This is a genomic window from Nonlabens agnitus, from assembly GCF_002994045.1.
Classification (GTDB): Bacteria; Bacteroidota; Bacteroidia; order Flavobacteriales; family Flavobacteriaceae; genus Nonlabens; species Nonlabens agnitus.
In genome coordinates this window covers 2,607,174-2,632,326 of the sequence record NZ_MQUC01000003.1, presented here as the reverse complement: position 1 = coordinate 2,632,326, position 25,153 = coordinate 2,607,174, and the positions used below count along the sequence as shown (strand labels likewise).

At 38.9% G+C, this 25,153-nt stretch carries 20 protein-coding genes; 3 read left to right on the top strand and 17 right to left on the bottom strand.

The window, feature by feature from the left end:
• Positions 1-282: 282 nt before the first annotated feature.
• The 10 genes from BST86_RS12170 to BST86_RS12125 form a co-directional block, all read right to left on the bottom strand.
• Positions 283-1,116, bottom strand: a complete 834-nt coding sequence (locus BST86_RS12170) for an O-antigen ligase family protein (RefSeq protein WP_146126764.1) — start codon at positions 1,114-1,116, stop codon at positions 283-285.
• A 403-nt stretch (positions 1,117-1,519) separates the two neighbouring features.
• Complete coding sequence (gene wzy / locus BST86_RS12165) at positions 1,520-2,974, bottom strand: O-antigen polysaccharide polymerase Wzy (RefSeq protein WP_105983479.1); 1,455 nt, start codon at positions 2,972-2,974, stop codon at positions 1,520-1,522.
• A gap of 321 nt (positions 2,975-3,295) precedes the next feature.
• Complete coding sequence (locus BST86_RS12160) at positions 3,296-4,360, bottom strand: glycosyltransferase family 4 protein (protein ID WP_105983478.1); 1,065 nt, start codon at positions 4,358-4,360, stop codon at positions 3,296-3,298.
• Positions 4,353-5,606 (bottom strand): oligosaccharide flippase family protein, encoded by a 1,254-nt coding sequence (locus BST86_RS12155; protein ID WP_105983477.1) that lies wholly within the window; start codon positions 5,604-5,606, stop codon positions 4,353-4,355. Before BST86_RS12155 ends, BST86_RS12160 begins: the two co-directional genes overlap by 8 nt.
• An 87-nt stretch (positions 5,607-5,693) precedes the next feature.
• Positions 5,694-6,404, bottom strand: coding sequence for a hypothetical protein (locus BST86_RS12150; protein ID WP_105983476.1), 711 nt, complete (start codon positions 6,402-6,404; stop codon positions 5,694-5,696).
• Complete coding sequence (gene rfbD / locus BST86_RS12145) at positions 6,401-7,246, bottom strand: dTDP-4-dehydrorhamnose reductase (RefSeq protein ID WP_242446526.1); 846 nt, start codon at positions 7,244-7,246, stop codon at positions 6,401-6,403. The genes BST86_RS12150 and rfbD overlap by 4 nt, the downstream gene beginning before the upstream one ends.
• Positions 7,247-7,257: 11 nt before the next feature.
• Positions 7,258-8,298, bottom strand: coding sequence for a hypothetical protein (locus BST86_RS12140; RefSeq protein WP_105983474.1), 1,041 nt, complete (start codon positions 8,296-8,298; stop codon positions 7,258-7,260).
• A 48-nt stretch (positions 8,299-8,346) separates the two neighbouring features.
• Positions 8,347-10,077 carry a DUF6909 family protein gene (locus BST86_RS12135; RefSeq protein WP_105983473.1) on the bottom strand — a complete coding sequence of 577 codons (1,731 nt, stop codon included), beginning with the start codon at positions 10,075-10,077 and terminating at the stop codon, positions 8,347-8,349.
• An 86-nt stretch (positions 10,078-10,163) separates the two neighbouring features.
• Entirely contained in the window at positions 10,164-11,669 is a 1,506-nt protein-coding gene (locus BST86_RS12130) for a GH3 auxin-responsive promoter family protein (RefSeq protein WP_105983472.1), read from the bottom strand.
• Complete coding sequence (locus tag BST86_RS12125) at positions 11,669-12,529, bottom strand: M23 family metallopeptidase (RefSeq protein ID WP_055411481.1); 861 nt, start codon at positions 12,527-12,529, stop codon at positions 11,669-11,671. Before BST86_RS12125 ends, BST86_RS12130 begins: the two co-directional genes overlap by 1 nt.
• A gap of 130 nt (positions 12,530-12,659) precedes the next feature.
• Between BST86_RS12125 and tatA the strand changes: the two genes are divergently transcribed.
• The gene (gene tatA / locus BST86_RS12120; protein ID WP_055413647.1) at positions 12,660-12,854 is read left to right on the top strand and encodes a twin-arginine translocase TatA/TatE family subunit; all 195 of its coding nucleotides are present in this window, start codon (positions 12,660-12,662) and stop codon (positions 12,852-12,854) included.
• A 78-nt stretch (positions 12,855-12,932) separates the two neighbouring features.
• Here tatA and BST86_RS12115 read toward each other — a convergent pair whose 3' ends face one another.
• The 3 genes from BST86_RS12115 to BST86_RS12105 are packed head-to-tail and all read right to left on the bottom strand — an operon-like array spanning position 12,933 to position 16,612.
• On the bottom strand, positions 12,933-13,895 hold the full coding sequence (locus BST86_RS12115) for a DUF4837 family protein (RefSeq protein ID WP_105983471.1): 963 nt from the start codon (positions 13,893-13,895) through the stop codon (positions 12,933-12,935).
• Positions 13,896-13,899: 4 nt separating this feature from the next.
• Positions 13,900-15,396: a LysM peptidoglycan-binding domain-containing protein gene (locus tag BST86_RS12110; RefSeq protein WP_105983470.1), complete on the bottom strand. Its 1,497-nt coding sequence runs from the start codon at positions 15,394-15,396 to the stop codon at positions 13,900-13,902.
• A 31-nt stretch (positions 15,397-15,427) separates the two neighbouring features.
• The gene (locus tag BST86_RS12105; RefSeq protein ID WP_105983469.1) at positions 15,428-16,612 is read right to left on the bottom strand and encodes a phosphoglycerate kinase; all 1,185 of its coding nucleotides are present in this window, start codon (positions 16,610-16,612) and stop codon (positions 15,428-15,430) included.
• 77 nt (positions 16,613-16,689) lie between these two features.
• On the opposite strand from BST86_RS12105, the gene BST86_RS12100 reads away from it, so the two are divergent.
• Both BST86_RS12100 and BST86_RS12095 read left to right on the top strand, forming a co-directional pair.
• Positions 16,690-17,817: a DNA polymerase III subunit gene (locus BST86_RS12100; RefSeq protein WP_105983468.1), complete on the top strand. Its 1,128-nt coding sequence runs from the start codon at positions 16,690-16,692 to the stop codon at positions 17,815-17,817.
• An 80-nt stretch (positions 17,818-17,897) separates the two neighbouring features.
• A complete protein-coding gene (locus tag BST86_RS12095) occupies positions 17,898-18,305 on the top strand; it encodes a hypothetical protein (RefSeq protein WP_105983467.1) in 408 nt (135 codons plus the stop codon).
• Positions 18,306-18,421: 116 nt separating this feature from the next.
• Here BST86_RS12095 and BST86_RS12090 read toward each other — a convergent pair whose 3' ends face one another.
• The 4 genes from BST86_RS12090 to BST86_RS12075 are packed head-to-tail and all read right to left on the bottom strand — an operon-like array spanning position 18,422 to position 25,104.
• Complete coding sequence (locus tag BST86_RS12090) at positions 18,422-19,258, bottom strand: class I SAM-dependent methyltransferase (protein ID WP_105983466.1); 837 nt, start codon at positions 19,256-19,258, stop codon at positions 18,422-18,424.
• Between the two features lie 14 nt (positions 19,259-19,272).
• Positions 19,273-21,144: a tRNA uridine-5-carboxymethylaminomethyl(34) synthesis enzyme MnmG gene (gene mnmG / locus BST86_RS12085; RefSeq protein ID WP_105983465.1), complete on the bottom strand. Its 1,872-nt coding sequence runs from the start codon at positions 21,142-21,144 to the stop codon at positions 19,273-19,275.
• 2 nt (positions 21,145-21,146) lie between these two features.
• Complete coding sequence (ybeY, locus tag BST86_RS12080; protein ID WP_105983464.1) at positions 21,147-21,566, bottom strand: rRNA maturation RNase YbeY; 420 nt, start codon at positions 21,564-21,566, stop codon at positions 21,147-21,149.
• Positions 21,559-25,104: a DUF4175 family protein gene (locus BST86_RS12075; protein WP_105983463.1), complete on the bottom strand. Its 3,546-nt coding sequence runs from the start codon at positions 25,102-25,104 to the stop codon at positions 21,559-21,561. The genes ybeY and BST86_RS12075 overlap by 8 nt, the downstream gene beginning before the upstream one ends.
• Between the last annotated feature and the right edge of the window lie 49 nt (positions 25,105-25,153).

Sequence of the window (25,153 nt, the reverse complement as noted above, 5' to 3'; positions counted from 1 at the left end):
GGCAGATTGATGGAGAACTCTAGAATACGAGCAAAGTAACAAAATACATAACTCATCTGAACGAAAAGCCAAACCTATGTTTTAGGGAATTTCATTGATGTTTGAGACAACGCATTTATATATGTCTTTAGAGTCTAATACAGTTGAGGGAAAACTAAATGGATCCTGAACTGTTAGGTCATCGTTGATGAATTTGAGTTTTTTGCAATGCGCAATTAAAACTTATTTTATTAAAATTTTTGAAAATATATTTTTTTCCGGTGGTAAAACAGATAGGCAAAGCTAGTCCGACATTTTTTCATTAATGCGGAAAGACTCCTCAACTTCAGACGGTCGTGCTGCTGTAAAAGCAACGTAAAGAAATGCAGAAAAATAACTAAAGTAAAGAACTCCATTCTCTCGCTCGAGTATGTTTTCAGAAAACATGACCAACAAATAAAATAATATTAGAGAAATAGCGATATATCCCTTATTCTTTTTGAGTCCTAGAATTAGAAAAATTATATACATTGCAAACAGCAGCAGCCCTAAGAACCCAGCCCGTAAAATGATACTTAGGTATTGATTGTGCGAATTGTATTTGTACAATGCAAGATTCTCATTAGTCTCTATATAGCAATCCAATAACTTTTCTCTCGCATCACCGACACCAAAACCCAATATACCAGCCTGCGGTATTATTTCCTTTCCGCATTTATAAATTTCCATCCTAATATTTGTTGAGCTCATAACGGAATTGTCTTGTGCTCCTATTTTTAAGAGTTCTGAGAATTTACTGTTCACTTTGGGATGTATTATGATTACTGATGCAAATATGAGTGCTATAAGGCCCAGAACAGTCCAAGTTTTTGAGTTCCCAGCAGAAATAACATAATATAATCCCGCAATAATTAGAGACAGAATGGGTCCCTTCTTTATTAGAATAAGCATAAATGCAGCAATAATTATATTGCTGACAATCAAAATGATAATTACTTTGGCAGATTTAGTTCTACTGAGTAGATGCAGGGACATAAGAATAGCAATCGCACCATGCATGCTCAAGTAGATAGGGTGAATATTATAAGGTCCTAGATCATTGTCGATAACGGTAGGGAAATGCTGGAATAGTGACATCCCATAATGTTCCCAAAATATGCAGAAAAATACTATAAAGGCCAGTGTTACTGACGTAATAAATATGGAGAAAAATATATGAATCTTTGACCGTAAAGATTGTTTAACAACATCTGGCATAAAGCTGAATAGCAACGGCATTACTATAAGTGAAACCCCTGTTTCCAGTTTTTTAAAACCGACATCGACGTTCTCTGTGTAAAACATGCTTACCGCATAAAGTATATACAAAGAAGATCCAAAGATGGAGAGTTTATAATTAAATTTCGTCTTAGTTTTTTTATCAAAAAGGCAGAAAATAGTCAAAACAGCGATACCAGCTATAACTACATTTCTAAGAAAATTAGGGAGGATCGGCATAGCAAATGCCACCAAGCAGACATACAGATATGATTTTTCCAATCTATTCAATACCATCTGCCGTGCGCTGATTTTTATTGGAGAACATCAAAGTTTTCAATAAAGTGTGTGCTAAGGAAGGTAAAATATACAGACTAATCATAGCTCCTCCCATATACGCCATACCATTGGTAAAGTCACCTCTTAAAAACATAATGAGATGGAGTGAGAAATAGATGGCTGTGCATTGTTTAAATAAATTAGCTGACCTGAGCCAGTCTACAAATAAGATAATCACAAAAACTAAAATAATTGAAAATATAATTATCCCGAAATATCCAAAATTATGATATGCCTCTGAAACAAACGGGTTAGAAACATTAGTAAAGTTAAATCCGTACTCATTTTTAAGGGTTTCTCCTACAATCGTCCCTGAGGATGTTGGCTTAGATTGCCATATAAAACGCGGTATAAAAAATAAGATCCCACTGAGCATTTGATAACCATAACTTAAGCCTGTGTCTGCGACATGGTTTATGATTACACCAATATTTAAAAAAGCGTCATAATTTAAGCTATAATAACCGTTAGTTAAAACACCATTTTCTATAGCTACAAGAAGAAGGCTAGGGTCTGAAAATAGCTCCTGTGCACCATAGTTTACATGTGTCAACAACTGTGCAAGCGGGAAACCTACTAGCATCGCGATAAAAATCATACCGCACACTTTAAGGTTTGTGTTAATTAACCTGGGAACAAATAAAAATAGCAAGACAAAAAATATAGGCCCTAATTCATGTCGTTTAGCAAGTAAAGGGTTTTTTAAAATAAATAATTGAACGAAAAATAAGAAAAGGGTAATATACATAAGCCACTGGTTTGATATATTTAAACTAGACCTTAAAGCTTTTGTCGTGATTATTATACCTGATAAAGGAATAACAAACAAAATTTTAGTTTTAATTAGACCTTCAACAACACTCGCATCTGGAGATTGCCAAGATGGACGATTGAATTCAGAAATTATAAAATCAAAATTTGTGAGTATAATTATAAAGCCTACAGATAACCATAATAGAGCGAGAACTGGTAGGCTTCCGCTCCCTTTTTTTGAAGAGTTTTTATAGCTAATAGCCCTTTTGAAAGCTAGTGTTTTGAACTTCAGATAAAAAACAAAAAAGCTAATATTAAATATCAGAATTAAGACTAGCGTTTTTAATATTAGATTCTCTTGTAATGGAAATTTGTTTAAAAAAGTTAACTGCTCAGTTCCTACAATTTCTGTTATTTGACTCATTGGAGCAACTAAGAAAAAAAGATAGTTAAATACTAAAAAGGTAGAGAGGAATGGACTGTAAGCTTTTTCAATATAAATATGATATACCATGATAGTAGAAATCACTATAAAATTTAAACCAAAAAAAGCATATATGTAAACGTTTTCTGGACTAAAATTCCAAAAATGAAAAAGGCTGACCAACAGGTAAACCATGAAAAAAAGATCTCTCCATTTGATCATTTAATGCAGCTATAGGTTTTTACAAAATTGACCATAACATTATGTTTTATGATCAAAATACTGAAGTTTCTTTTTCAAGCTTTAGATCATATAACACATAGGTTTATTTAGTTAATTTATTAAAAAGACACCGTTTTTTTTGAAAAATCCGGATGTAAATAGTAAATTAAGAGTTTCAAACATTTTTTTAATGGTTCTGATAATGTAATTACGTTAATTTTTATAAGGTAGTTGCGTTTTATATCATCATTCTATCGTTTAAAAAAAGTAGAGTTCCTTAATCTCTAACTGCTGCCAAATATGCTTTCTAAGATTATTTATTTAAACCAAATTAATAAATGTTTGAGCCATTGCTTCTACTGAGTATTGCTCTTTACAATTTTCGCAAATAGCGTTGCGCCTTAATAAAATATCATCACAAATTTGAAAGACTTTATTTATTTTTTGAGAAAGATCGTTTGAATCATTTTCGTTAAAATAGTAACTGTTATAACCTTCATTAGCAGCTTCAATCTCTGGACCATGCTTTTCATTTTTTGCGATTATCATAGGAACTCCAAAACCCAAGCTTTGTGTTAGTCCTAAACCTACCCTGCCGGGTGAAACGCTAACCAAAGAGCTGAAATAATATTGTGCAAGTTTTTCAACATTTGTAATTTCACCTAACAGAATTACACGGTCATTAAGATTTGAATTAGCGATATAAGTCTTCAAATTTGAGACTTCAGGACCGTCGCCTATTAAAAGTAATCGTGAATCTCTTGGTATATGGGATATACTTTTTTCAAAAGCTTTGATTAGTAATAGGGGCTTTTTATTCGTAGCCATGCGGCTTACAAATATTATATCTCTAGGGTTATGGTCATGAGCGCTCGTCATTTCTGACTTATGATATATTGCATTGGGAGCAACATGGATATTCTTTTTGCCCATTTTCAGTTTCAATTCCCTTTTTTGTGTATTTGTATATACGATAATCTCATTCCCCAATGAGCGCATGGCGTGCCTTAAAACTTCACTAGTTGTATTTTTACCACCTTTAGACCAAGCGTGTCCCCATAAAAAAGTTTTCTTCCTAACAGCCTTTCTTATAATCAAAGCCACCCAATTAGAAAGAACTCTAGGGTTAATGGTCAATACCATTATATCATCTCGCAGCACATGCTTTAAGAGTCCGGACTGCCATAAAATTTTGTTATTTAAAAAAAATCGGTTTTTGAGAAATATGTCTGGTTTGAATTTTTCATCTCTTTTTATGGAAGGATCAAAAAATCTGCCTCCACAAAAAACTTCAAGCCGGGCCCCTAGATGATTTCGTATCACATCTATTAAAGCTAATCTATATGAGGGTAAAGAGGTTTGTATTATAAGTAGCTTTTTAGCCATTTAATTGATCTTTTCTGTAAAAGTATGCGGCGATAAATAGTAATAGTAGCTCTGTTGAAATTGCTGCTATAACAGTTCCTTGCAATTGAAAGTAAGGAACTATTATTAAACTCAAGGATATATTGAAAATTCCCGAAATCAACATCATATACATACGTTGATCAAATAATTTTCTAGCTGGCGCATACAATGAATGAAAAAGCGAGCTTAATCCTGTAAAAAGCGTTATAAGTCCCATCCATTTGAACAAGTATACATTTTGGTGAATTTCAATATTTTCATAGATTAGATTAACTACCCATTCTCCTACAAATAGGATCAATAAAAAAACAATACACCCAAATATGGTAACGGTAGGAATTAGCTTTTTCATCGTTCCCTTTTTTTCATAAAAAGATTTTCTAGCCAAATAGGGATACATGGCATGATAGAATGGTAAAAACATCTTTCTAACCGCAATTATCAATTTATCAAAAGCACTGTAAATTCCAACAACCGCATCTCCAGCAAAAATCCCCAAAATCAAACCATTAGCTGCATAACTTAACTGCGAGGAAATATTAGAAATATAAACTTGAAAGCTTTCCTTATAAAACAGGCTACTGTCCTTAAAGTTTGGCCATTGCCAACTAACGTATTTCATACTGACAATGAACATAAACAACCCTGCGGTCATAAACCCTATAGAGTTAAAAATAGGAACATAATGATAGTCTGCCGGTGAAGAAATGAAAAGAAATAATAATAATGTAAACAAGATCTTTGCTCCAACATTTACAATTGTCAAGAATTTCATCTTTTCTATTCCTAAAAAAAACCAATCTGGTAATAAAGTTTGACCCATAACCGCACCATAGCTTAAAAGATAAATATGCCATTCTACCTTAAAACGAGGCACAGTAAATACTATTAGGCACAACAGCATAAAAACGATCAATAATAAGATTAGTCTAGCCCAAAAAACTTTAAAATATAAAGTTGAGTAATCCCCTTTTTGATTTTTTAAAATAGAAATTTCTCTGGTAGCGGTAACATTAAATCCAAAGTCCGTAGCCGCAACACAAAAAGCCATTAAATATTGAGCAAGCATCACCAGTCCGAATTTCTCAAGGCCCAACTGCCTTTCTAAAAAAGGAATTATGAGCAAGGGAAGAACATAATTCAAACCTTGTAGTACAACCAGAGAGCTATAATTCTTAGCGACAGTTTTTTCTTCTCCAGAATAATTTTTGAAAATATATCTCATCCCTAAAAACACTTTTTAGTGTAAAATTCTGAATATTAAAATACTTATGTCACCTAAGAAATATTTTAAATTGATTAAAACCTTTACCTAAAGCGTATTCAAATAGTCATAGTTTGAAGAATATATCAAAGAGACAAATTTATCACCATAATACGTTGTGGATCCATAAGATACACCCTTTTGTTTTATTTGTTTACACATAGCTTTAAAAGTTTGGTGCTCTCCTTTGCGTTGTGTATCATCAAAAACTATTATGAAATTTTTAAAATCAACAAGCGCTTCTAGATGTTGCAGGACATCATTCCGAGAGTATTGTTTTGTTCCTAATGGACCGTCTATAACAATCATTTGAAATTTTCCTGATTTACCTAACTGTTCAAAACCAACATAATTACAGGATCTATATTTGTTGAGGTAACTTCCTTTTTTTACTTCAAACATCTGTATTTCAGAGCATTCTGAGAGTGCAAATTTTGAGAAATGCGTGACCCAATCCTTGTCGTGTTCTACAATAATATGATTACAAGTATTGTGCTCATGCTTCAAATAGGTTGATATAAACTTACTGGATTCTCCTAATCCTAATTCTAATAATCGCTTAGGGTTAGATATATCAATGATTCTGTGTAACAAATACAAAAGAGTATAATTTGCAGAAAACCTTCCTACATTGAGCGATAATCTATCTAAGTATGCATATTGTTTGATGCTATCATGAAACACGTTAGCCCATACCGATTCATTTACCTTACGTACAGTGGGAAATTGATAATAGCATCTTTTAATAAGATCCCTCATGAACTCAACATTTTGTATTGGGTAAAAACATTAGACAAAGCCGTGCAAGCTTTTGGACTTTCATAATTAAAGACTTTTTTTATTAAACTATAATCTAACGTACTGTAATCTGGTCGCTTTGCAAGCGTGGAAAACTTATTTGTTTTAGTGATCTTATTATTCAATCCAGCCTGTTTAATAATCGCTTTCGCGAAAGCGTACCAAGTCATACTACCTTCATTGCTAAAGTGATAAGTTCCATGTTTTTTAGGGTCATTCTCAATAACGTGTTTCACAAAACTGGCAACGTCCAGAGCACTTGTAGGACAGCCTGTTTGGGTATCCACAACCTTCATTTCTTCAAGATCATTCTCTAGTACCCACTTGAAAAAATTCTTTCCGTGTGGTGCGTAAAGCCAAGAAATTCTAAAGATGTAGTGTTTCGCTCCAGAGCGTTTTATCAGTATTTCCCCAAGTAATTTACTTTGGCCATAAACATTGATTGGGTTTACAGGGTCAGTAGGCTTATAAGGTTCAGTAGCCTTACCATCGAACACATAGTCGGTTGAAAAGTGAATGATTGTGGCATTGATCTGTTTTGCAAGAGAAGCAAGCATTCCTACCGCGCTACCATTAATCTTATGGGCTTTTTCTGGCTCCCTTTCCGCCAGATCTACTGCCGTATAAGCCGCACAATTGATGATATATTCTGGTTGATGTTTTAGAAGTTGTTGTCTAACTTTTGAATAGCAGGTAATATCAAGGTCCTCTTTCTCTAGAGCCACCACATCAAACCCGGCTAATTCATGAACCATACTAATGCCCAGCATTCCACCTGCGCCTATGATCATTACCTTTTTCAACTCGATTTGTTTTAAGGGTTTTTAGCTGAATAGGTGTTTAAAAACCTCCATAAAAGTGGTATGCTTGCAACAAAGATTCCTAAAAAGAAAAACACAAGTATCAGCTTTAACTTTATGTGTTCATTCTTTACATTCCCTTTGACAATGTATTCTGAGACGACATTGACAATGTTTTCTGATGCATATTTATCCTCTCTTAACGCCTGTAAATCTTCTAGCAACGTTTGCTTTTGATAAAACAAATTCGCCAGATTGTCAGATGAGCGCTGGTCTCCTACAAAAAGATTGGTGTTTCCACCGCTAGAGGACTTCTCTGTGGATATCATTTTTTGATAGGCTGCTATCAAAGAATCGATTTCAGACAATTGGTATTTCTTTGCTTCAATATCAAACTCTGTATTCTCAAGATAGGAGAGTCTAGCAGCTTTAATTCCAGAGTTTTCCTTTATGTCAATAACCTTAGGTATTGCTTTTTCAAGAATCGCTCTGGTTTCAGCCTTGGCAATGATCTCATAAAATTCATAATCAATTTCTCTTTTGGCTTCTTTGAAACCTTCAAAGGTGAAATTGTCAAGAGCCATAGTATCTGAATCTCTTGCCAATCGATCATATTCTGCAAGTAGTTCCGTATCGTTGTAGCTTTCTTCAATGGAGAAGGACTTCAGTTTCTTTGCCTCATCCAAGGACAATCCTAGAGCATTAGCAAGTCGATCATAATCGCCTTCATCAGTAAGCGAGTTGTAGTATTTGATATTTGAAATAAGCTGCGAGGAACTATTAAAGTTAGGCTGCACTCTCAATTGTGCCGTATAATTAGACTTTCCTGCAGAATCAAGGTAATATCCTAGCCCAATTCCCACCAAAATAAACAAGCCAATGAGAATGATGTTCTTTTGCAAAAAGATTAAGAAAAGGATAATCGCATGCCCTATCGCCTTAAAGAAATTTCCAATCGCTCTAAAAAATCCTTTGATTCCATCGCCTATCCAGACAAACACAGGAACTAAGTCTACTTCCTGCTCCTCTCTATTTTGAGGGTCGTTTTGATTCATATCTACTTTTGTTAATGAAAACCCAAATATAACGTAACTAGGCGCGTTTTATTGACTTGCCTTTTCAGATTCCGTTTTGGGTAGGCTTTCCTTAAGGATCTGCTCCAGAATCTTTTCTGTAATCACATAAACGGGTTTGACACCGGTTAGACCCAAACCACCGCTAGCAAGCGTATGGCCTGTTTTTAAAGGATTATCACTCGCATAGTACGCATATCTTACTCGCACCTTTTTTGAGATGCTACGTCGCACCTTAGAGGCTGCTTGAATGGCCTTTTGATAGTGTGCACCTTCCATTTCAAGACCTATCACGCGCCAGCTGGAGTTATAGAAATACTCCAACACATCCTTATTTTGTAGTGATGTTCCCAGAACCGTGACCATCGATCCAGAAACCACGTTAAGCCCTTCAGTGGCGAGATCCTTTTTGGAAAGTCGGTTTTTGAACGGATAATTATCTGCCGTTCCCTCAAATACGTGGGCATCTGGGACCATGATATCACCTTTCTCGCCTTCAAGTATTCCTGCCTTACCCATGATACTGACACTTTTGATATTCATGTGTCTAGGGTTACTACCGTCGTTGTAAGGCTTTAGCAGTTCGTCCAATGTTTCATAGGCCTGCTCGCCAAAAGCGTAGTCCATAACGATAAGAACGGGCTTGTGGTTGTTATCGCTTTCGCGAAAGCGATCTTCACAAAAGCCTACGTGCTCAAAGGTTGTTTTAGCCGTGTCAAAAATCTGCACATCAATGTTGGTCCCGCTTTGATCCTGAAGCTCCTGCATTCCATTTTGCAAGGCATATTTCTTAATGGCATCACGGTTCTTTTTACCAGCGGCCTCACTCAACGAGGCAAAAACCTCCATGCGTCCTTTTTTGCTTATCTGTGCCGCAAGTACCTTAGGTCCATAAACGGAATTCATAACGGAGTGCAAATTTGCACTGATGATGTGTAATGGACGTTCAAATAAATTGTTGTCTATCAAGTGTTTCTTGATGCGCATGGCCCATCGATCACCATGGATATGGTGTCCCAGTCGCTCCCGTAACACAGGAGAAAAAGTGATAATGCGCTTTTGCTCATCCATTATCTCGTGTTTGCCTAGGAGTCCTAGATAATAAATTGTACTCAAAAACTGATTAGGATTCTGTGGCGTGGCAAAGGAGCCGTACACCTGCATGACCTCATCAAAGGTTCTTCCCAGAATGTTTGCGGTATGAATTACGGCAACTTCCTTCTCTTCTTGGGTGAGTTCATCTTTAGCTACAGCATCTTCCAGACACTTCCAGTCCCGCGTGGTGCTGCCGTCATCGCCTATGATCACACGCTTCATGATCTTGTGGGATTCAACCATTAAGAAGGTAAGGTGTGTCAGTATATCGTAAATCTCTGAGCGACCGCGAGTGATTTCGATATTCATCTGGTGTTTATCAATGCGGTAGCAGTTACGACGGCGTTTTTTAGGTATGATAGCCTTGAAATGTGAGCCGCTATAGCCTTCGTCACTGGTTAGGTTGATATAGGTACATTCTTCAATTCCCATAGGTAGCCTATCCATAACGTATAATAAGCCACTCAGTTCAATTTTATCCTCTGCAATAGAACCATATATTTCTGGTCTTATTGTCAGCAAAGATTCTCTCAAGGACTCACCGCTCACGCCCATGGGCTTATAAAAACCACGGTTGAATAAATGCCGCATGGTAATGTACATGCGTTCAATAGCGTTTGTGCTTTCCTGTGCTCTGGTTCTGGGCTCTACGTTGATGATGGGCATAAATGGTAATTTCTTTACAAAGATAGCAGTATAGCTCTATTTAAGCAGGTTATGGTGTATGAAGAAATGGTAACAAAAATGGTTGCTTAAGAGTGATTCACTTTCTCCAGATAGCTAGCAATCTTCCTATCGTTGGAAAGTCTCGGCAGTTTGTTTTGACCGCCTAATTTACCGATGCTTTTCATGTATTCCTTGAAGGCGCCTGTTTTGAGTACTTGAATCTGAAGCGGTTGTAGCACTTTTCCTTTAATAAGGTCGTCGTAATAACTGTTTTGCTGGCGCATTTCAAGGTCTAGCTGGGCGGCAAATGCTTTAAGTTGTGCTTTATCTGGTGAGGTGTCCATCTCGACAAACCACTCGTGAAATGGCAACTCACCAGCTGGCGGATCCAGTTGTGGTGCTACCGTAAATTCATTTACGACTAGGTTTGTATGTGATATAGCAGCCTTCATCGCTTCTTCTACCTCTTTCCCTATCACATGCTCACCGCTGGCACTGATGTAATGCTTGATTCTTCCCGTTACCACTACGCGATACGGGTCTGTTGAAGTGAAAGCTATGGTGTCACCTATGTTATAGGCCCATAAACCTGCGGTAGTTGATATGATCATCACATAATTCACACCTATCTGGACGTCGCCTATGGTCAGTCTAGGCGGGTTTTCTTCATGAAACTGATCTGCTGGGATGAACTCGTAGAAAATTCCCGCATCCAGCAGCAGGAGCATTCCTTTTTCGGTTTGTTTGTCCTGATAGGCAAAAAACCCTTCGCTGGCTGGAAACAGCTCAATACTATTGATAGGTCGCCCTATTAGAGAGTCAAATTTTGCTTTATAGGGCTCAAAGTTGACGCCACCATAAATTAATAGTTCCAGATTTGGGAAAACCTCGCCCACTTTCTTACCGGTTCTTGCCACGATACGTTCAAAATACATTTGCAACCAGCTGGGAATTCCAGAGATTACCGTCATGTTTTCCTTTAGGGTCTCATCAATCACGGCCTCAACCTTTGTTTCCCAGTCCTCAATGCAGTTAGTTTGCCAGCTGGGCATACGGTTACGTTGCAAGTAGTCTGGCACATAATGAGCGACGATACCGCTTAAGCGTCCCAATTGTATTCCATTTTTTTCTTCAAGTTCTGGGCTGCCTTGAAGAAAGATCATTTTCCCATCCACAAACCTCGAGTTGCCTGTCTCATGAATGTAGCTCAAGATCGCATTGCGAGCGGCCTTTATGTGCTCTGGCATGGATTCTTTAGTCAATGGTATGTATTTGGCACCGCTGGTAGTTCCAGAGGTCTTGGCAAAATAGAGTGGCTTGCCCGGCCATAAAACGTCTTCTTCTCCGGCCACTACTCGATCCACAAAAGGCTTCAGCTGCTCATAATCGCGTATGGGTACTTGATTGATGAAGTCTTGGTGCGTTTTTATGGTGGAGAACGAGTGCGCTTTCGCGAAAGCGGTATCTCCAGCCATCTTGAGCAAATCATGAAAAACCCTTTGCTGTGATTTGATTGGGTTGCTAGCCCATTTTTGGGTTTTCTTGTGGACAGCAGCCGCAAAAACCTTTGCTGCAATGGACTTAATGGACATTACTCAAAATTTATAAAGTTGATGGGATCCAGCGCATAGCCATCACTCCAAAGCTCAAAGTGTAGATGCGGCCCATTTGTGAGTTCGCCGGTATTGCCCACACTTGCAATGACCTCGCCAGCCAGGACCTTATCGTTTTGGCTTTTAGTAAGAGTACCGCAATGTTTATAGACGGTGAGCAGTCCATAGGAATGCTCCAGTAAAATGGTGTAACCGGTTTCTGCGCTCCAACCTGAGAAGATAACCGTTCCCGCGGCTGCGGCCTTGATAGGTGTATTGACTGCTGCGGTGACATCAACACCATAGTGTTTTTCTTTTGGGTTGTAACCGTTTGAAATCTTACCCTTTAATGGATTAAAAAAAACAAAATTGGTTCTGGCTTTAGCGCCTTCAATCAGGTTGTATTTATCCTCGCGAGCGACTTCTTCCCGTAGAAGGCTATCTTCTTTGCTGGGTGCAAAATCTGATAAGGATATAGTAGTTTCCACCTGCGCAATGCTGTCAATACGGGCATATTCCTCACTGGTGATATCACCACTCAACACCATTTTTATACGGCTGTATTGCTGCTCATTCAAAGCCAGCTTTGCTTTGAGAGAATCTGTTTCTCTCAATAAGGCGGTGGTTTCATTGCGCACCTCGCTACTGGAATAACCTGGAATAAATTCACGGATAGGTGTAAATGCAATAAAAAAGGTGGTAAGCCCTACCAGCAAAACGGCGCTCACTAAAGTTACCGTGAATACATTAAGCCTGGTAAGCTTGAGGCTAAAACGCTCTTCAAAGGTATCGTCATTAAGCACCACAAGCCTATAATGATTGCGCCACTTGCCTTTGTATTTCTTTTTAGGTTTTTCCATGAGTCTTTACAAATATAACAAACGCACCCATCGATAATGGATTGTTTAAGCGGTCCAATTATTGAATGTTAAGGGTAATGATTAGAAGTAGGTCGTTTTGTATCTTTGTAATCTATAAAAAATGGAAATTATGATAACTGGTTTTATTTTGGGAATGTTCGGCGTGTGGCAGGTAGTTCTTATCGTGCTGGTTTTGGTACTGCTTTTTGGCGGTAAAAAAATACCCGAATTGATGCGCGGTCTAGGCGGCGGTATCAAGGAATTCAAGGATGCCACTAAAGAAGATGAAAAAGAAGATTCTACTAAAGGAATCAATTCTAAATAAAATTTCATCTACATAACAATACTTAAAAAGCCCTAGAAAGTGATTTCTAGGGCTTTTTTATTGGAATAGATCTATGAGTTATTCTACAAAGTCAATGCTCTTCAATATGGCTTCCAGCTCAAAAAGGTAGTTGCGCTGTTCTGCATTAGGAGCAGATACATAGCCTTCTATAATAAGCCAGTTCTCTTTGGATTCATTGTATACGGCATAGTTTACAAAAGGACCCGCCATAAATTTATTTTTGACATACCAAGTTCCCTTAGTTTCAAAGGCAAACTTGCCATCAATCTGTGTTTCATTTACAAAAGGAGAAAACGCAGGCTCTGTTAAAAACGTCCCATTATCTACTGGAATTTTTCTGCTGCCTATAGAATCTCTTACTCTAACAATATCCTGTACTACTGTGCTGTCTCTGTTAATTTCATTTAAAGGAACTTCATAAATCATGATGTCCATGGTTCCTTCTGGTATCGGACGTCTAAGCCAAACAAAATCAGGATCTTCTCGTTTTGCTTCAAAATACGCTTGAGGTACAGTAATCACAATGCCAAACCGATCTTTGATACCGTCTGTATTTAATTGCACTTGCTTTATAAGACGCTGTTTTTCCGCTATCTCGCTGTCGTTAAAAATGTTGATGATATCGTCTGCATTGTCACTTATAGCCGTGGCAATGGCTTGTGTGTTGGGTCCTCTAATGATAACGCCCAACTGAGGCATCGCATATTTATCCTTTCTTATCGCAACACCAGTACTGTCTGATTTTTGAATAAACAGGTAGTTGCGGGATTTTTTAAGCATGCCGCTAAACGACTCTGGCTTAACCTGATTAAGCGTAAACATAGGCTCCTCACGTACAATACCATCAATAGGTCTCGCGAGCACCGCTCTTATGCTGTCGCCTATCTGACCGTCCCAATTATCACTGTCAATAACGACCAGTATGTCGTTAAGTTTACCGGCACTGTCATTAATACGTACCGATTTCTCATTACAAGAAATCATGATTAAAGACGATAATAAATAGATGTAATATTTCATGTTGTTACTTTAAGTTGAGAGTCATTCCAGGCCTTAGGGTTGACGTTTTATCAGGGTTGAGCTTTTTGAGCTGCGCCACACTCACACCGTGCTTCTTACCTATTTCCCATAGACTATCACCACTTTTAACCTTGTACGTGCTGCTGGTCGATGCCGTTGTGGCGACCGAGCCACGTGTCATGATCTTAAGGCGCTGGCCTATTTTTAGATTATTACTGCGTAAACCGTTCCACCTTTTGATTTGGCTCACGTTCACCCTGTATTTATTGGCGATTTTACCCAAATAATCACCCTTTCGCACCGTGTAAGTAATGCTGGATTGAGGTACCAATAGATTAGGGTCTGGCTTTTCTGCTTTATCAGATTCCGCTTTCGCGAAAGCGTACACTTTCTCCTCATTGCCCACAAACGAAGCGATTTGATCTTTAGGAAGTCTCAAATAATGCGGTTTTCCTTCAATCACTGGGATAATATCCAGTTTATAACTCGGGTTGTAATATTGAATCATTTCTGTATCCACATCCAGAGCCTGTGCAATGTGGTCAAAATGAATCTTTTTCTTGACCAGCACCGTATCGGTTCCCATCATCAATCTGGATGGACGCTGTGGCTTGAATCCATGCTCTGCAGCATAGGTGTACAAATACATCATCGCCTGGAACTGTGGCACGTAGTCTGCCGTTTCACGTGGCAAATAAGGTCTCAGGTTCCAATAGTTCTTGCGGCCACCGCTGCGTCGTATCGCTTTGTTGACATTTCCTGCGCCGCTATTGTAGGCAGCAAGTGCTAGATCCCAATCTTCATAAATATCATAGAGCTTGTTAAGATATTTACAGGCCGCAATGGTAGATTTCATGGGGTCCATACGCTCATCCACGTAAGAATCTACCTCAAGACCCATCAAGCGTCCCGTAGGCAACATGAACTGCCACAGTCCTGTCGCTCCTACCCTACTTTTGATTTTAGGATCCAGAGCGCTCTCTACAATCGCGAGATATTTCATTTCTAGCGGTACATCAAACCGATCCAGCTGTTCTTCAAACAGTGGAAAATAATAATCGCTCAAGGTCATGATGCGTTCTAGATAAACACGGTTGTACTTGAGCTTTTTCTTGATAAGGTTCTCAAGTATAGGGTTGTAATCTATCTGGAAAGGAGTGCCTTGATTGATACGCTGCAACCTAGCTTTAAGCGTGTCTGTTGACAATTCAACATCACTCAAATCCAGGTCCACAACCTCGTCTTCTCGGTCAAACATATATTCAAAACCGTCGTGACTGTACAAGAGTTCTTGAAATCGCTGGTCATAGGTGTCAACCTCTGGGAACGTTGCCATTCCCAAGGTATCACTAGCTTTTACCGGTTGGATCTCAAGGTTACCTTCCAGTTGTTTTATTTGAATCGTGTCCTTGAGTACGGTTTCAACGGCCGGCTGTTGTGCGGTTGCCGCAAACATGGAACAACCCAAAACGCATAGAGATACTTTTTTGATTCTATTCATGAAAATTGATTGATCAATGTTCCTGCCATTTTTACTCTTGGATGGCTTTAATTCCTGATAAAGTTTTTCCTTCCAGCATTTCTAGCATCGCGCCGCCGCCAGTAGAGACATAACTTACCTTGTTTTCAAACCCAAATTGCTTCACGGCACTTACCGAATCTCCACCACCAACTAGAGAGAATGCACCATTTGCGGTAGCCTCTGCTACGGCATCTCCCAATGCGATCGTTCCATGTGAAAAAGGTTCCATTTCAAAAACTCCTGCTGGACCATTCCACAAGATGGTCTTGCAATTTTTAATTACTTCAGCAAATTGCTTTCTGGATTGCTGGCCTATGTCCAATCCCATCCAGCCGTCAGGAATGTTGTCGATAGGTGCCACATCGCGAGTGGCCTGCTCAGAAAAGGCATCTGCTGTAATAGAGTCAACCGGCAAGTGGATTTTCGTATTCAGCTCTTCGGCCTTTTTAAGAATTTCTAACGCTAGTTCCTGCTTGTCTTCTTCCACTAGCGAGTCGCCTATATTTCCACCTTTGGCCTTGATGAATGTATAAGCCATACCACCAGCTAGAATCAAGTGATCCACTTTTTCTAGGATGTTTTCAATTACCGTTATTTTAGAAGAGACCTTGGCACCACCTAGAATGGCAATTACTGGTTTTGTAGGTGTTTCCAATACTTTGTTGAGGCTATCAATCTCTTTGGACATGAGTTTGCCGTAACATTTTTCATCAAAAAACTGTGCTACAACGGTGGTCGATGCATGTGCTCTGTGAGCCGTTCCAAAAGCGTCGTTGATGTAGACATCACCTAATTGAGCAAGTTGCTTTGCAAATTCTTCATCACCGTCTGTTTCCTCTTTATGGAATCTTAGGTTTTCAATCATCAAAACCTCACCAGGATGTAGGTTTTTAGCTTTTTCCCTTACCGCTTCTCCAGTGCTTTCTTCAATAAATTGTACTTGTACACCTAAAATATCAGATGCCGTGTCCACAATATGTTTCAGGGAATATTTATCCTGAACCGTTCCATCAGGTCTTCCCAGGTGTGACATCAGAACTACAGATCCGCCATGTTCCAACACATGGATGATGGTGTCTTTTGCAGCCTGAATACGAGTGGTATCAGTCACCTTTAAGTCCTCATTAAGAGGCACATTGAAATCCACTCTAATGAGCGCGGTTTTATTATTAAAAGATATTTGATCTATTTTCATGTTTAAGTCGTTTTTGTGCGTCTCACAAATATAACCGATATGGCTCAACCTGCTTTCCAGACTTCTATATTTGCATTATGCAGGAGCACGATATCATAGGACTGGAACATCTTAAAAAACACTTGCAGACCACCGTTGCAAAAAACCGCATTGCACATGCGCAGCTGTTTGTGGGACCTTCTGGTAGTGGCGCATTACCTTTAGCTCATTACTATGCTAATTTGATTTTGTGTGAGCAAGGTGATCAAGTATGTGACAAAAGGGTGCAAGATCTTTCACATCCAGATCTTCACTTTGCCTATCCAGTAGCCAGCACTTCAAAATCTTCTACAAAACCGGTTTCTGATGACTTTGCTTCAGAATGGCGGCAATTTTTACAATCCAATCCCTATGGAGCTATGGAAGATTGGTATCAATTGGCAGACATTGAGAAGAAATCCTGTGAGATTAGGGTGCATGAAGCCACAGACATAAGTCGTAAACTGAGTCTTAAATCCTATGAAGGTGGCGCCAAAGTCTGCATTATTTGGGGTGCAGAGTTCCTAAATACGGCCGCTTCCAATAAACTATTGAAGCTCATTGAAGAACCACCAGCTGGCACCGTTCTTATTTTATTGACTGAAAATGAGAACCTTATACTTAACACCATTAGGTCTCGCTGTCAGGTGTTGCATATTCCAAAATTATCTACTACCGCTATTGCGAAAGCGTTACAAAACGAAAAGCAGATAAGCGAAAATCAAGCCTATATCGCTGCTAGACAGTCTAATGGTAGCTATGGTCGCGCGCTGAAACTCGTTGAAAACGATAGTGAAGACGTGCTTTTTGAAGAGTGGTTTGTCCATTGGGTACGCACCGCATTTAGTGCCAAAGGGAAACCTAGCGCAATTACAGGTCTCATTGAATGGGCCGAAACAATTGCCGCGGTAAACAGAGAAACACAAAAGCGCTTTTTAAACTTTGCCCTAGAATTGTTCAGGCAAGCGATGTTGCTTAATTACCGTGCAGAGAGCGCTGTATATTTTGAAACCAAAACCGGATTTGATTTGTCAAAATTCGCTGCTTTTATTGACGGTCATAGATTAACCGAAATAAGCGAGAGTTTTGAAATGGCATTAATGCATATCGATAGAAATGCTAATGCAAAAATTGTATTCACGGATTTGAGCATAGGTATGACTAAAATCCTACACAAAAAGGCCTAAAATCGACAAACGGTAACATTTGTGTCATTTTGCTACGTATTCATCTGTAAGGCAATAGATTTGCGGCAATTATTATCTAGATGAATATTTCTCACGCAGGACTGATCCTTATCTTGTTCTTTCTATTGATCACTTACATCATATCTGCATATGAGAAGATCAATGGTTGGAAATCTACTCAAGAGAACTTCAAGTTGATGTATGCTAAAACGCTAATAGGAAAAGCAATTATTCCCATCATCACGTTTATCATCGCGTTTGAAATAATTATCGTCACATTGGCCGCATTAGGAATATGGGATATTATTTATGCAGAGGATTTTGAAATCGCCAGAAGCACATTTTTAGGTTCTAGTATTCTTTGCTTAATATTTTTAATTGGCCTTAGAATGATTGATGACTATAAAGGTGCATCCAGAGTTGGGATTTACTTCCTTGTTTCCATTTTTGGCCTATACTGGCTGGAATCGATAATATCTATCGCTTAGAAAATCACTATAAAGGTCTTGAATTAAATTTGGCTTTATTATAAAGCGATTGCCCACGTTTCTCGTTTTAGGCAGCAAATCATACGCTGCGACTTGAAAAACAGCTTTAAATCGCTTTATTTTGATTTTTTGAAGGCATAAATCCTTGAAGAAGGCTCTGAAGACAGCAAGCTCATGATATTCGAGCAGATTCCAATAAAAATCCCACATAGAAATGCTAGCGGTAGTTTTTTGTATCGTGCCGAAAGTATGGACACGTAAAAACTATCAAACCACATAGGTCGCTTTTCTATAAGATTGAATTTTGATGAAGTAAGATTGGAAATCCCTTTTTCATTGAAATGATATAAGTGCCTGGGAACATCATATCCTGCCCAATAGCTTTTAAAAATCTTTGCGTCCAGACTTTCATAGTTGGGCAATGCAATTATTAAAATCCCGTCATCGGTCAACATTGAGTAAAGATCATCCAATAATTTTTGAGGATCCTTTACATGTTCCAGTACATGAAACATCTGGATGACCTGATAATGTTGTTTGTTACGAACCGGCAAGTGGTCTAATAAACGCACCCCTTTTTGATAGGCAACTTTTCGAGCTAATTCACTTGGCTCATAGCCTTGAGCGTCTAGTCGTTCTTGAACTAGATATTTGACAAGCTCTCCATTCCCTGCACCTACATCGAGAATACGACCACCAGCATCGTATTTAGAAATGAGTTTAAATTTTGACTTAATGTTCAGCTTTCGCGCAAAGCGATATAATCTTGCAAATAATGAATTATTGGAATCATCATGGGATAAGTATTCTGAGGTGTCATAATACTTATCCAGATCTCTAGGTTGCGGTGTTGTGATTAACAAACCTTCTATGGAAGTTTTACTAATCTCAAACCTCTTTTGGGTTAAGAAATGATCACGCGTCTCTAAATATAAATCGGTTTTTTTAATCATTGTTTCACGTGAAACTATCGGCCCATGTGAACCAATAAAACTGAAATATCATTAGGGTTTACACCAGAAATTCTAGAGGCTTGAGAAATAGTTACAGGCTGAACCGCCTTTAACTTTTGGCGCGCTTCAATAGAAATAGACTGAATTTTGCTAAAATCAAAGTTCTCTGGAATCTTGATGTCTTCCAATCGATTCAATTTATCAGCGTTCTCTTTCTCTTTATTTATGTAACCAGAATATTTGACTTGTACTTCTACTTGTTCCAGAATATCCTCATTGAGATCATGCTCCTGAATGTAGTTTTCAACCTCATCAAATCTTCTTAAATCATCCATACCGATTTGTGGGCGTGCAAATACCTTGAAAAATTTATCGTCCTGAGTCACTGTGGCCGAATTTTTCTCTTCCAAAAGTTCATTCATTTCAGGATAACTATAGCTGGTATTTCTAAAAAACTGAATCATTTTTTCAGTTTCCTCCTTTTTGCGCTCTACTGTTCGTAGTCTATCTTCACCAACGATTCCTAACTTGTAAGCAGATGGAGTCAGACGTAAATCAGCATTATCCTGGCGCAAAAGTGTTCTATATTCCGCTCGCGAGGTAAACATTCTATAAGGCTCTTCCGTACCTTTAGTAATCAAGTCATCAATAAGAACTCCTATATAAGCATCATCTCTACGTAAAATAAAAGCTTCCTCTTCCCTTATTTTACGTACCGCATTGATACCGGCCATCATTCCTTGAGAGGCAGCCTCTTCATAACCAGTAGTGCCATTAATCTGACCTGCGAAATACAGATTCTCAATAATCTTGGTCTCCAGCGTATGTTTTAATTGCGTAGGCGGGAAGTAGTCGTATTCTATAGCATATCCAGGACGGAAAAATTTCACTTTTTCAAAACCTACGACAGAGCGTAAGGCTTTAAACTGGACATCTTCTGGCAACGACGTACTAAAGCCATTTACGTAAACCTCTACCGTATCCCAACCTTCGGGCTCAATAAACATTTGATGTCTATCCTTTGTTGCAAAACGGTCAATTTTATCTTCGATAGATGGACAATATCTAGGACCAACACTTTTAATTCTACCATTAAACATTGGGCTGCGATCGAATCCTTCCCGCAACAAATCATGGACCAATGGACTCGTGTAAGTCATGTGACAATCTCGCTGTCGCGAAAGCTTATTAGAACGATCCGTGTAACTAAATTTAGAAACTACATCATCACCAGGCTGAACGCTCATTTTTGAATAATCCAACGACCTACCGTCCACACGTGGTGGAGTTCCCGTTTTCATCCTACCCGATTCAAAACCTAAATCAATGAGTTGTTCTGTTATACCAGTACTATTACGTTCTCCTGCTCTACCGCCACCAAACTGCTTTTCACCAATATGGATAAGCCCATTTAAAAAGGTGCCGTTTGTCAACACTACAGATTTAGCTCTTATCTCAATTCCCAAAGAAGATTTCACGCCTACCACTTTACCTTTTTCGATAATCAAACCAGAAATCATCTCTTGATAAAAATCCAAGGTTGGGATAGCTTCCAATTCTTTTCGCCATTCCTCGGCAAATCTCATACGATCGTTTTGAGTACGTGGAGACCACATCGCAGGACCTTTCGATTTATTAAGCATCTTGAATTGTATCGCACTATTGTCACTAACAATGCCGCTTAATCCACCTAAAGCGTCTATTTCTCTAACAATTTGACCCTTTGCAATGCCACCCATAGCAGGATTGCATGACATCTGCCCTATAGTTTGAAGGTTCATGGTAACAAGTAGTGTAGTTGCACCCATATTGGCCGCAACAGCAGCAGCCTCGCTACCAGCGTGACCAGCACCCACTACAATTACATCATATTTATCTTGGAACATATCTATTGTTTCACGTGAAACATTTGTAATGCTTCATTTTCTAAGGCTCGCATTTTTGCCTTCTTTTCTGTGGTGTCATCATCATAACCTATCATATGAAGCAGACCATGACACATTACTCTGCGCAACTCAGTATCAAAATCCTCACCTAAATCACTAGCATTATCTTCTACTCTATCGATACTAATATAAATTTCACCTTCAAGGACAGTATCCGTTCCATAATCAAAAGTGATAATATCTGTATATGTATCGTGATCTAAATGTTGCAGATTGATGGAGTGAACGTATTCATCATCACAAAAAACATACCCTAAAACATCAACAGTAGCATCATGAAAATCGGCAACTTTATGAAGCCAATGAACGTGATCCTGCTCATGTTTTAACTGGAAATCCTTCTGGTATGAAAAATCAATCATCTGTCTTAAAGTACTCCTTTACCTTACTGCGGTATTGTGGCTGCAAAGGTAATACTTGTCGGTTGAGAATCTCCTTATTATTGAAGTATCGCTGTATAAGCTCTTCATCTAGCTTTAAAGGGTTTTCAAACTGATTGAAATTAGTTTCAGATTGGCGTTGATTTTCCTCGCCTTGCTCTGCATTCGCATCCTTCAACTTTAAAAGATCATGAATAATCTCACTCATTTGTTGTTGTACTTCTCTATTGTGGCCTTGATCCAGTAACTTTCGTTCAACACCTTTCATGGCGCCTGTGATCTCATCTACCTTCTTTTGAAGACCTTCATTAATAATCATGTCCTCAAGCTGATTGCGCAATTCCTGTTGCTGCTTGTAGATTTCATAAATACGTTGGCTTTCCTCTTCACTTTCTCTATAGGAATTTTCTTCCTCGCCATCACCATCATTGGATCCATTTCCTGACCCTTTTCCATCGCCATCTTTTCCATCGACTTTAGCTCTAGTTCCATTTTGACCATCGCTGCCTTTGCCATTAGATTCCCCAGACTCTCCTTCACTGGCAGACCCTTCACCAGATTTGCCGTTAGTTCCTGTCGTTCCTCTTGAACCTTGCTGTCCAGCTTTGCCCGATTGACCTTCCTGCCCAGACTCACCTGGTTTTCCTTGACCCGGTTTATTACCTTGTTCTCCTTTGTTGCCTTGCTTTCCTTCCTTTCCTTGTTGACCTTGCCTTCCTTTGTTTCCTTCCTTGCCCTCTTCACCTTCCTTTTGGAGACTTTCCTGTTGACGAATCAAATCAGGTAACTGGAATCCTGCTCCTTGACCAGATTTACCTGGTTGTCCAGGGCCAATATTAGGATTGTTGGCACTATCCAGAACATCACTAAGTAAGACAGCTAGCGTATTAGCGCTTCCTAAGGTAAACTGCTGGGAAACCTGACCTTGATTAAGGTCAAACTCTGCGAGCTGTTCCATGGACTTATCCATGTAATAAAAGATATCCACGACTTCTTCATTGATTTCTTTGCCTAGATCTGCGTTGCGTGATGAAAGAGCAAAAAGGCTATCGTCGACGTGTTTAAAAGCAAGCTCCAACTCCTTTTGAGATCTAAGGCTCTTGCCTAATCTTGGACTGTTGGATTTCAAAGATTTTACATCTTCTAAAACAGTCTCTTGGGACTGAGAAAACAACACCAAATTATCCAATATTTGTCTTAACATTTCCAGATCCTCTTCCATTTGCTCGCCTTCCATGGAATTCATGTCCTGTTCCATGGCAGCGGCTTGCTTTTTCATCTTATCTGCTGCACTTTTTTGTTTACGCTTGGCTTGTGGCGCATTCTTGTTTTTTAAAGATTCTGAGGCTTCATTTTGATCAGATTTTATATCCTCAGATTCCTGTGGATCAAATTCTAAGTCCATAGGCTTCTGTAAGTCGTTATTCTCTTTCTCTAACTCACGCAGCTCCTTCTCCCATTGTTCATATTCTTGATTAAGCTTGTCTTGATCTTGCCTGGTATTGCCAGCAGCATCCTTCTTGGATTGTTCTTCTTGACGTTCTGCCATCTCCATAAGTTTGCGACTCAATTGCTCATACTTTTGGGCTACGTAATAACGTTTAGTCAATTCCAGCAACTGTTTTAAGCTTCGTTGTTGTTCCCTAGTTTTCTTTTGGGATTTTTCAAGTTGCTCTTGAAGCTCCTCTTTAGAAAGCTTGTCTTGATACTCCTCTATTTGTTTAAGTAACTCTTCATTCTTCTTGGATTCTGCGGCGGTTTCTTGAAGGCGTTCCTGCAGTTTTGCCTTTTTGGGATCATCCTTGGGAGCTGTCTTATCTAGTTGATTCTCCAACCGATTGAGCTGTTTTTGAATGTCCTGTTCCTTCTTTTGCTGGTTCTTGACCGCTTGATCTAATTTACGCTTATCATTAAAGCTGCGATCATCCTTTTCAATCTGATCTTGAGACAACTCTTTAATAACATCTTGTTCCTTTTGTTGCTCCTTTAGCGCCTTCTCAAGATTGGATAAGGATTCCTTTTGTTCTTGAAGCTGCAAGTCCTCTTCTTCGTCCAAAGTGGCCTTATTAAAGCTATAAACCTCTGATTTTGTGGATTTAAAACGATTAACCGCATCATTATCAATGACTTCAAAATAAAAATTGTAGGTATTGCCTGGTTCTAATGCTAGGTTCCCGGGAAAAGATTGCACAAATTGCTGATACGTACCGCCAGAGTTAGGCAATGCAATAACCTTCTTGTCATTGGCTTGGTCATTCTTATAGTACACCAGCTGCAAGGTTCGAATTCCATAATCATCAGCAGCTTGACCTTTAAAGTACATGATGCGGTCGTCTAGAGAATCGCGCTTCATTTCCATGGAAAGTTCTGGATACTCGTCTGCAACTACCTCGATCTTGAAATCCAGCTGTTCATGATCTCGTACCTTGTTGTTTGAAGTCACAATGGAGTATGATAGCGGTTGGGATATCGCTTTCGCGAAAGCGAACAAACCACCAGCCTCATTTTCAAAATTGGAGTTTTTATCTGCTGTTCTAAACTGCACTAGATCTGTGGCAGTAGTATTAACACGCCAAGTAATATGGGTACCTTGAGGCACCAGCGCATTTCCGGTACTTTTTAAAATCTCATCTTTCTTACCCGTGTAAGATGGATAGTCCATATGCAGCTCAAATCCTTGTATGGTAGGTACCTTATCTACATTGAGGACATAATCTGGACTACGCACCTCATTAGCCATCAGGTAAAACGACGTGTTGGAGGTCGGTCGCTCAAATGTGAACGAATACGTCTCTAAATCCTGCTGATTCAAATAAAAGCTCTGACCATCTACTACGATAGATGCGTTTTCTGGCAATCGAGTACCGGCAACCTTTACGTTTAATATAAAAGGAGCGTTTTCCAGAGCATCTAGGTTCTCATTAGTTACTTCAAAGCGAAAAGGTGCTGGCGGTATGTAATCGGTTTTATAATCTGCGACTCTTGAGGCACTTGTAATCACATCATTGTTTCCCGTGGCGATAAGCGCACCTATGATGATAATGGGAACAGCCAAATATTTGAGATACTGCTTGTTATTATTAAAATCGATCGCGAGGCTAAAAGGAATGGGCTTGAGATCCTCGCTTTTTTGATTGATACTTGCCCATGTGAGTTCGTCATCACCACCATTCGCATGCAGCTGTAGTACATTAACCAGCTTATCAGAAACTTCGGGAAAATGATTGCCTATCATCTCGCTAGCGTCGCGGAAATCTATACCTGAGAAAAGCTTGACCAATCGCGCAATAGGAATCGCCACAAACTTGAAGAGCAGTCCCAACTCTACCAGGATAAACAACCAGAATAAAATGGTGCGTCCCAACTTATTCAACCAGAAAAAATATTCTACTACCGCAACGGTAATGAAGTACAATAAACCTATCGCTAGAAACAAAATCACACCACGTATCAATTCATTCACATAATACTTGCGTATGAAGCGGTTGAGTTTTTGTTCTATGATCTGGAAATTGGTCATTCCTTAATTAGATTTTCTATTTGTGCCAGTGTTACACAAGTATAGCGCA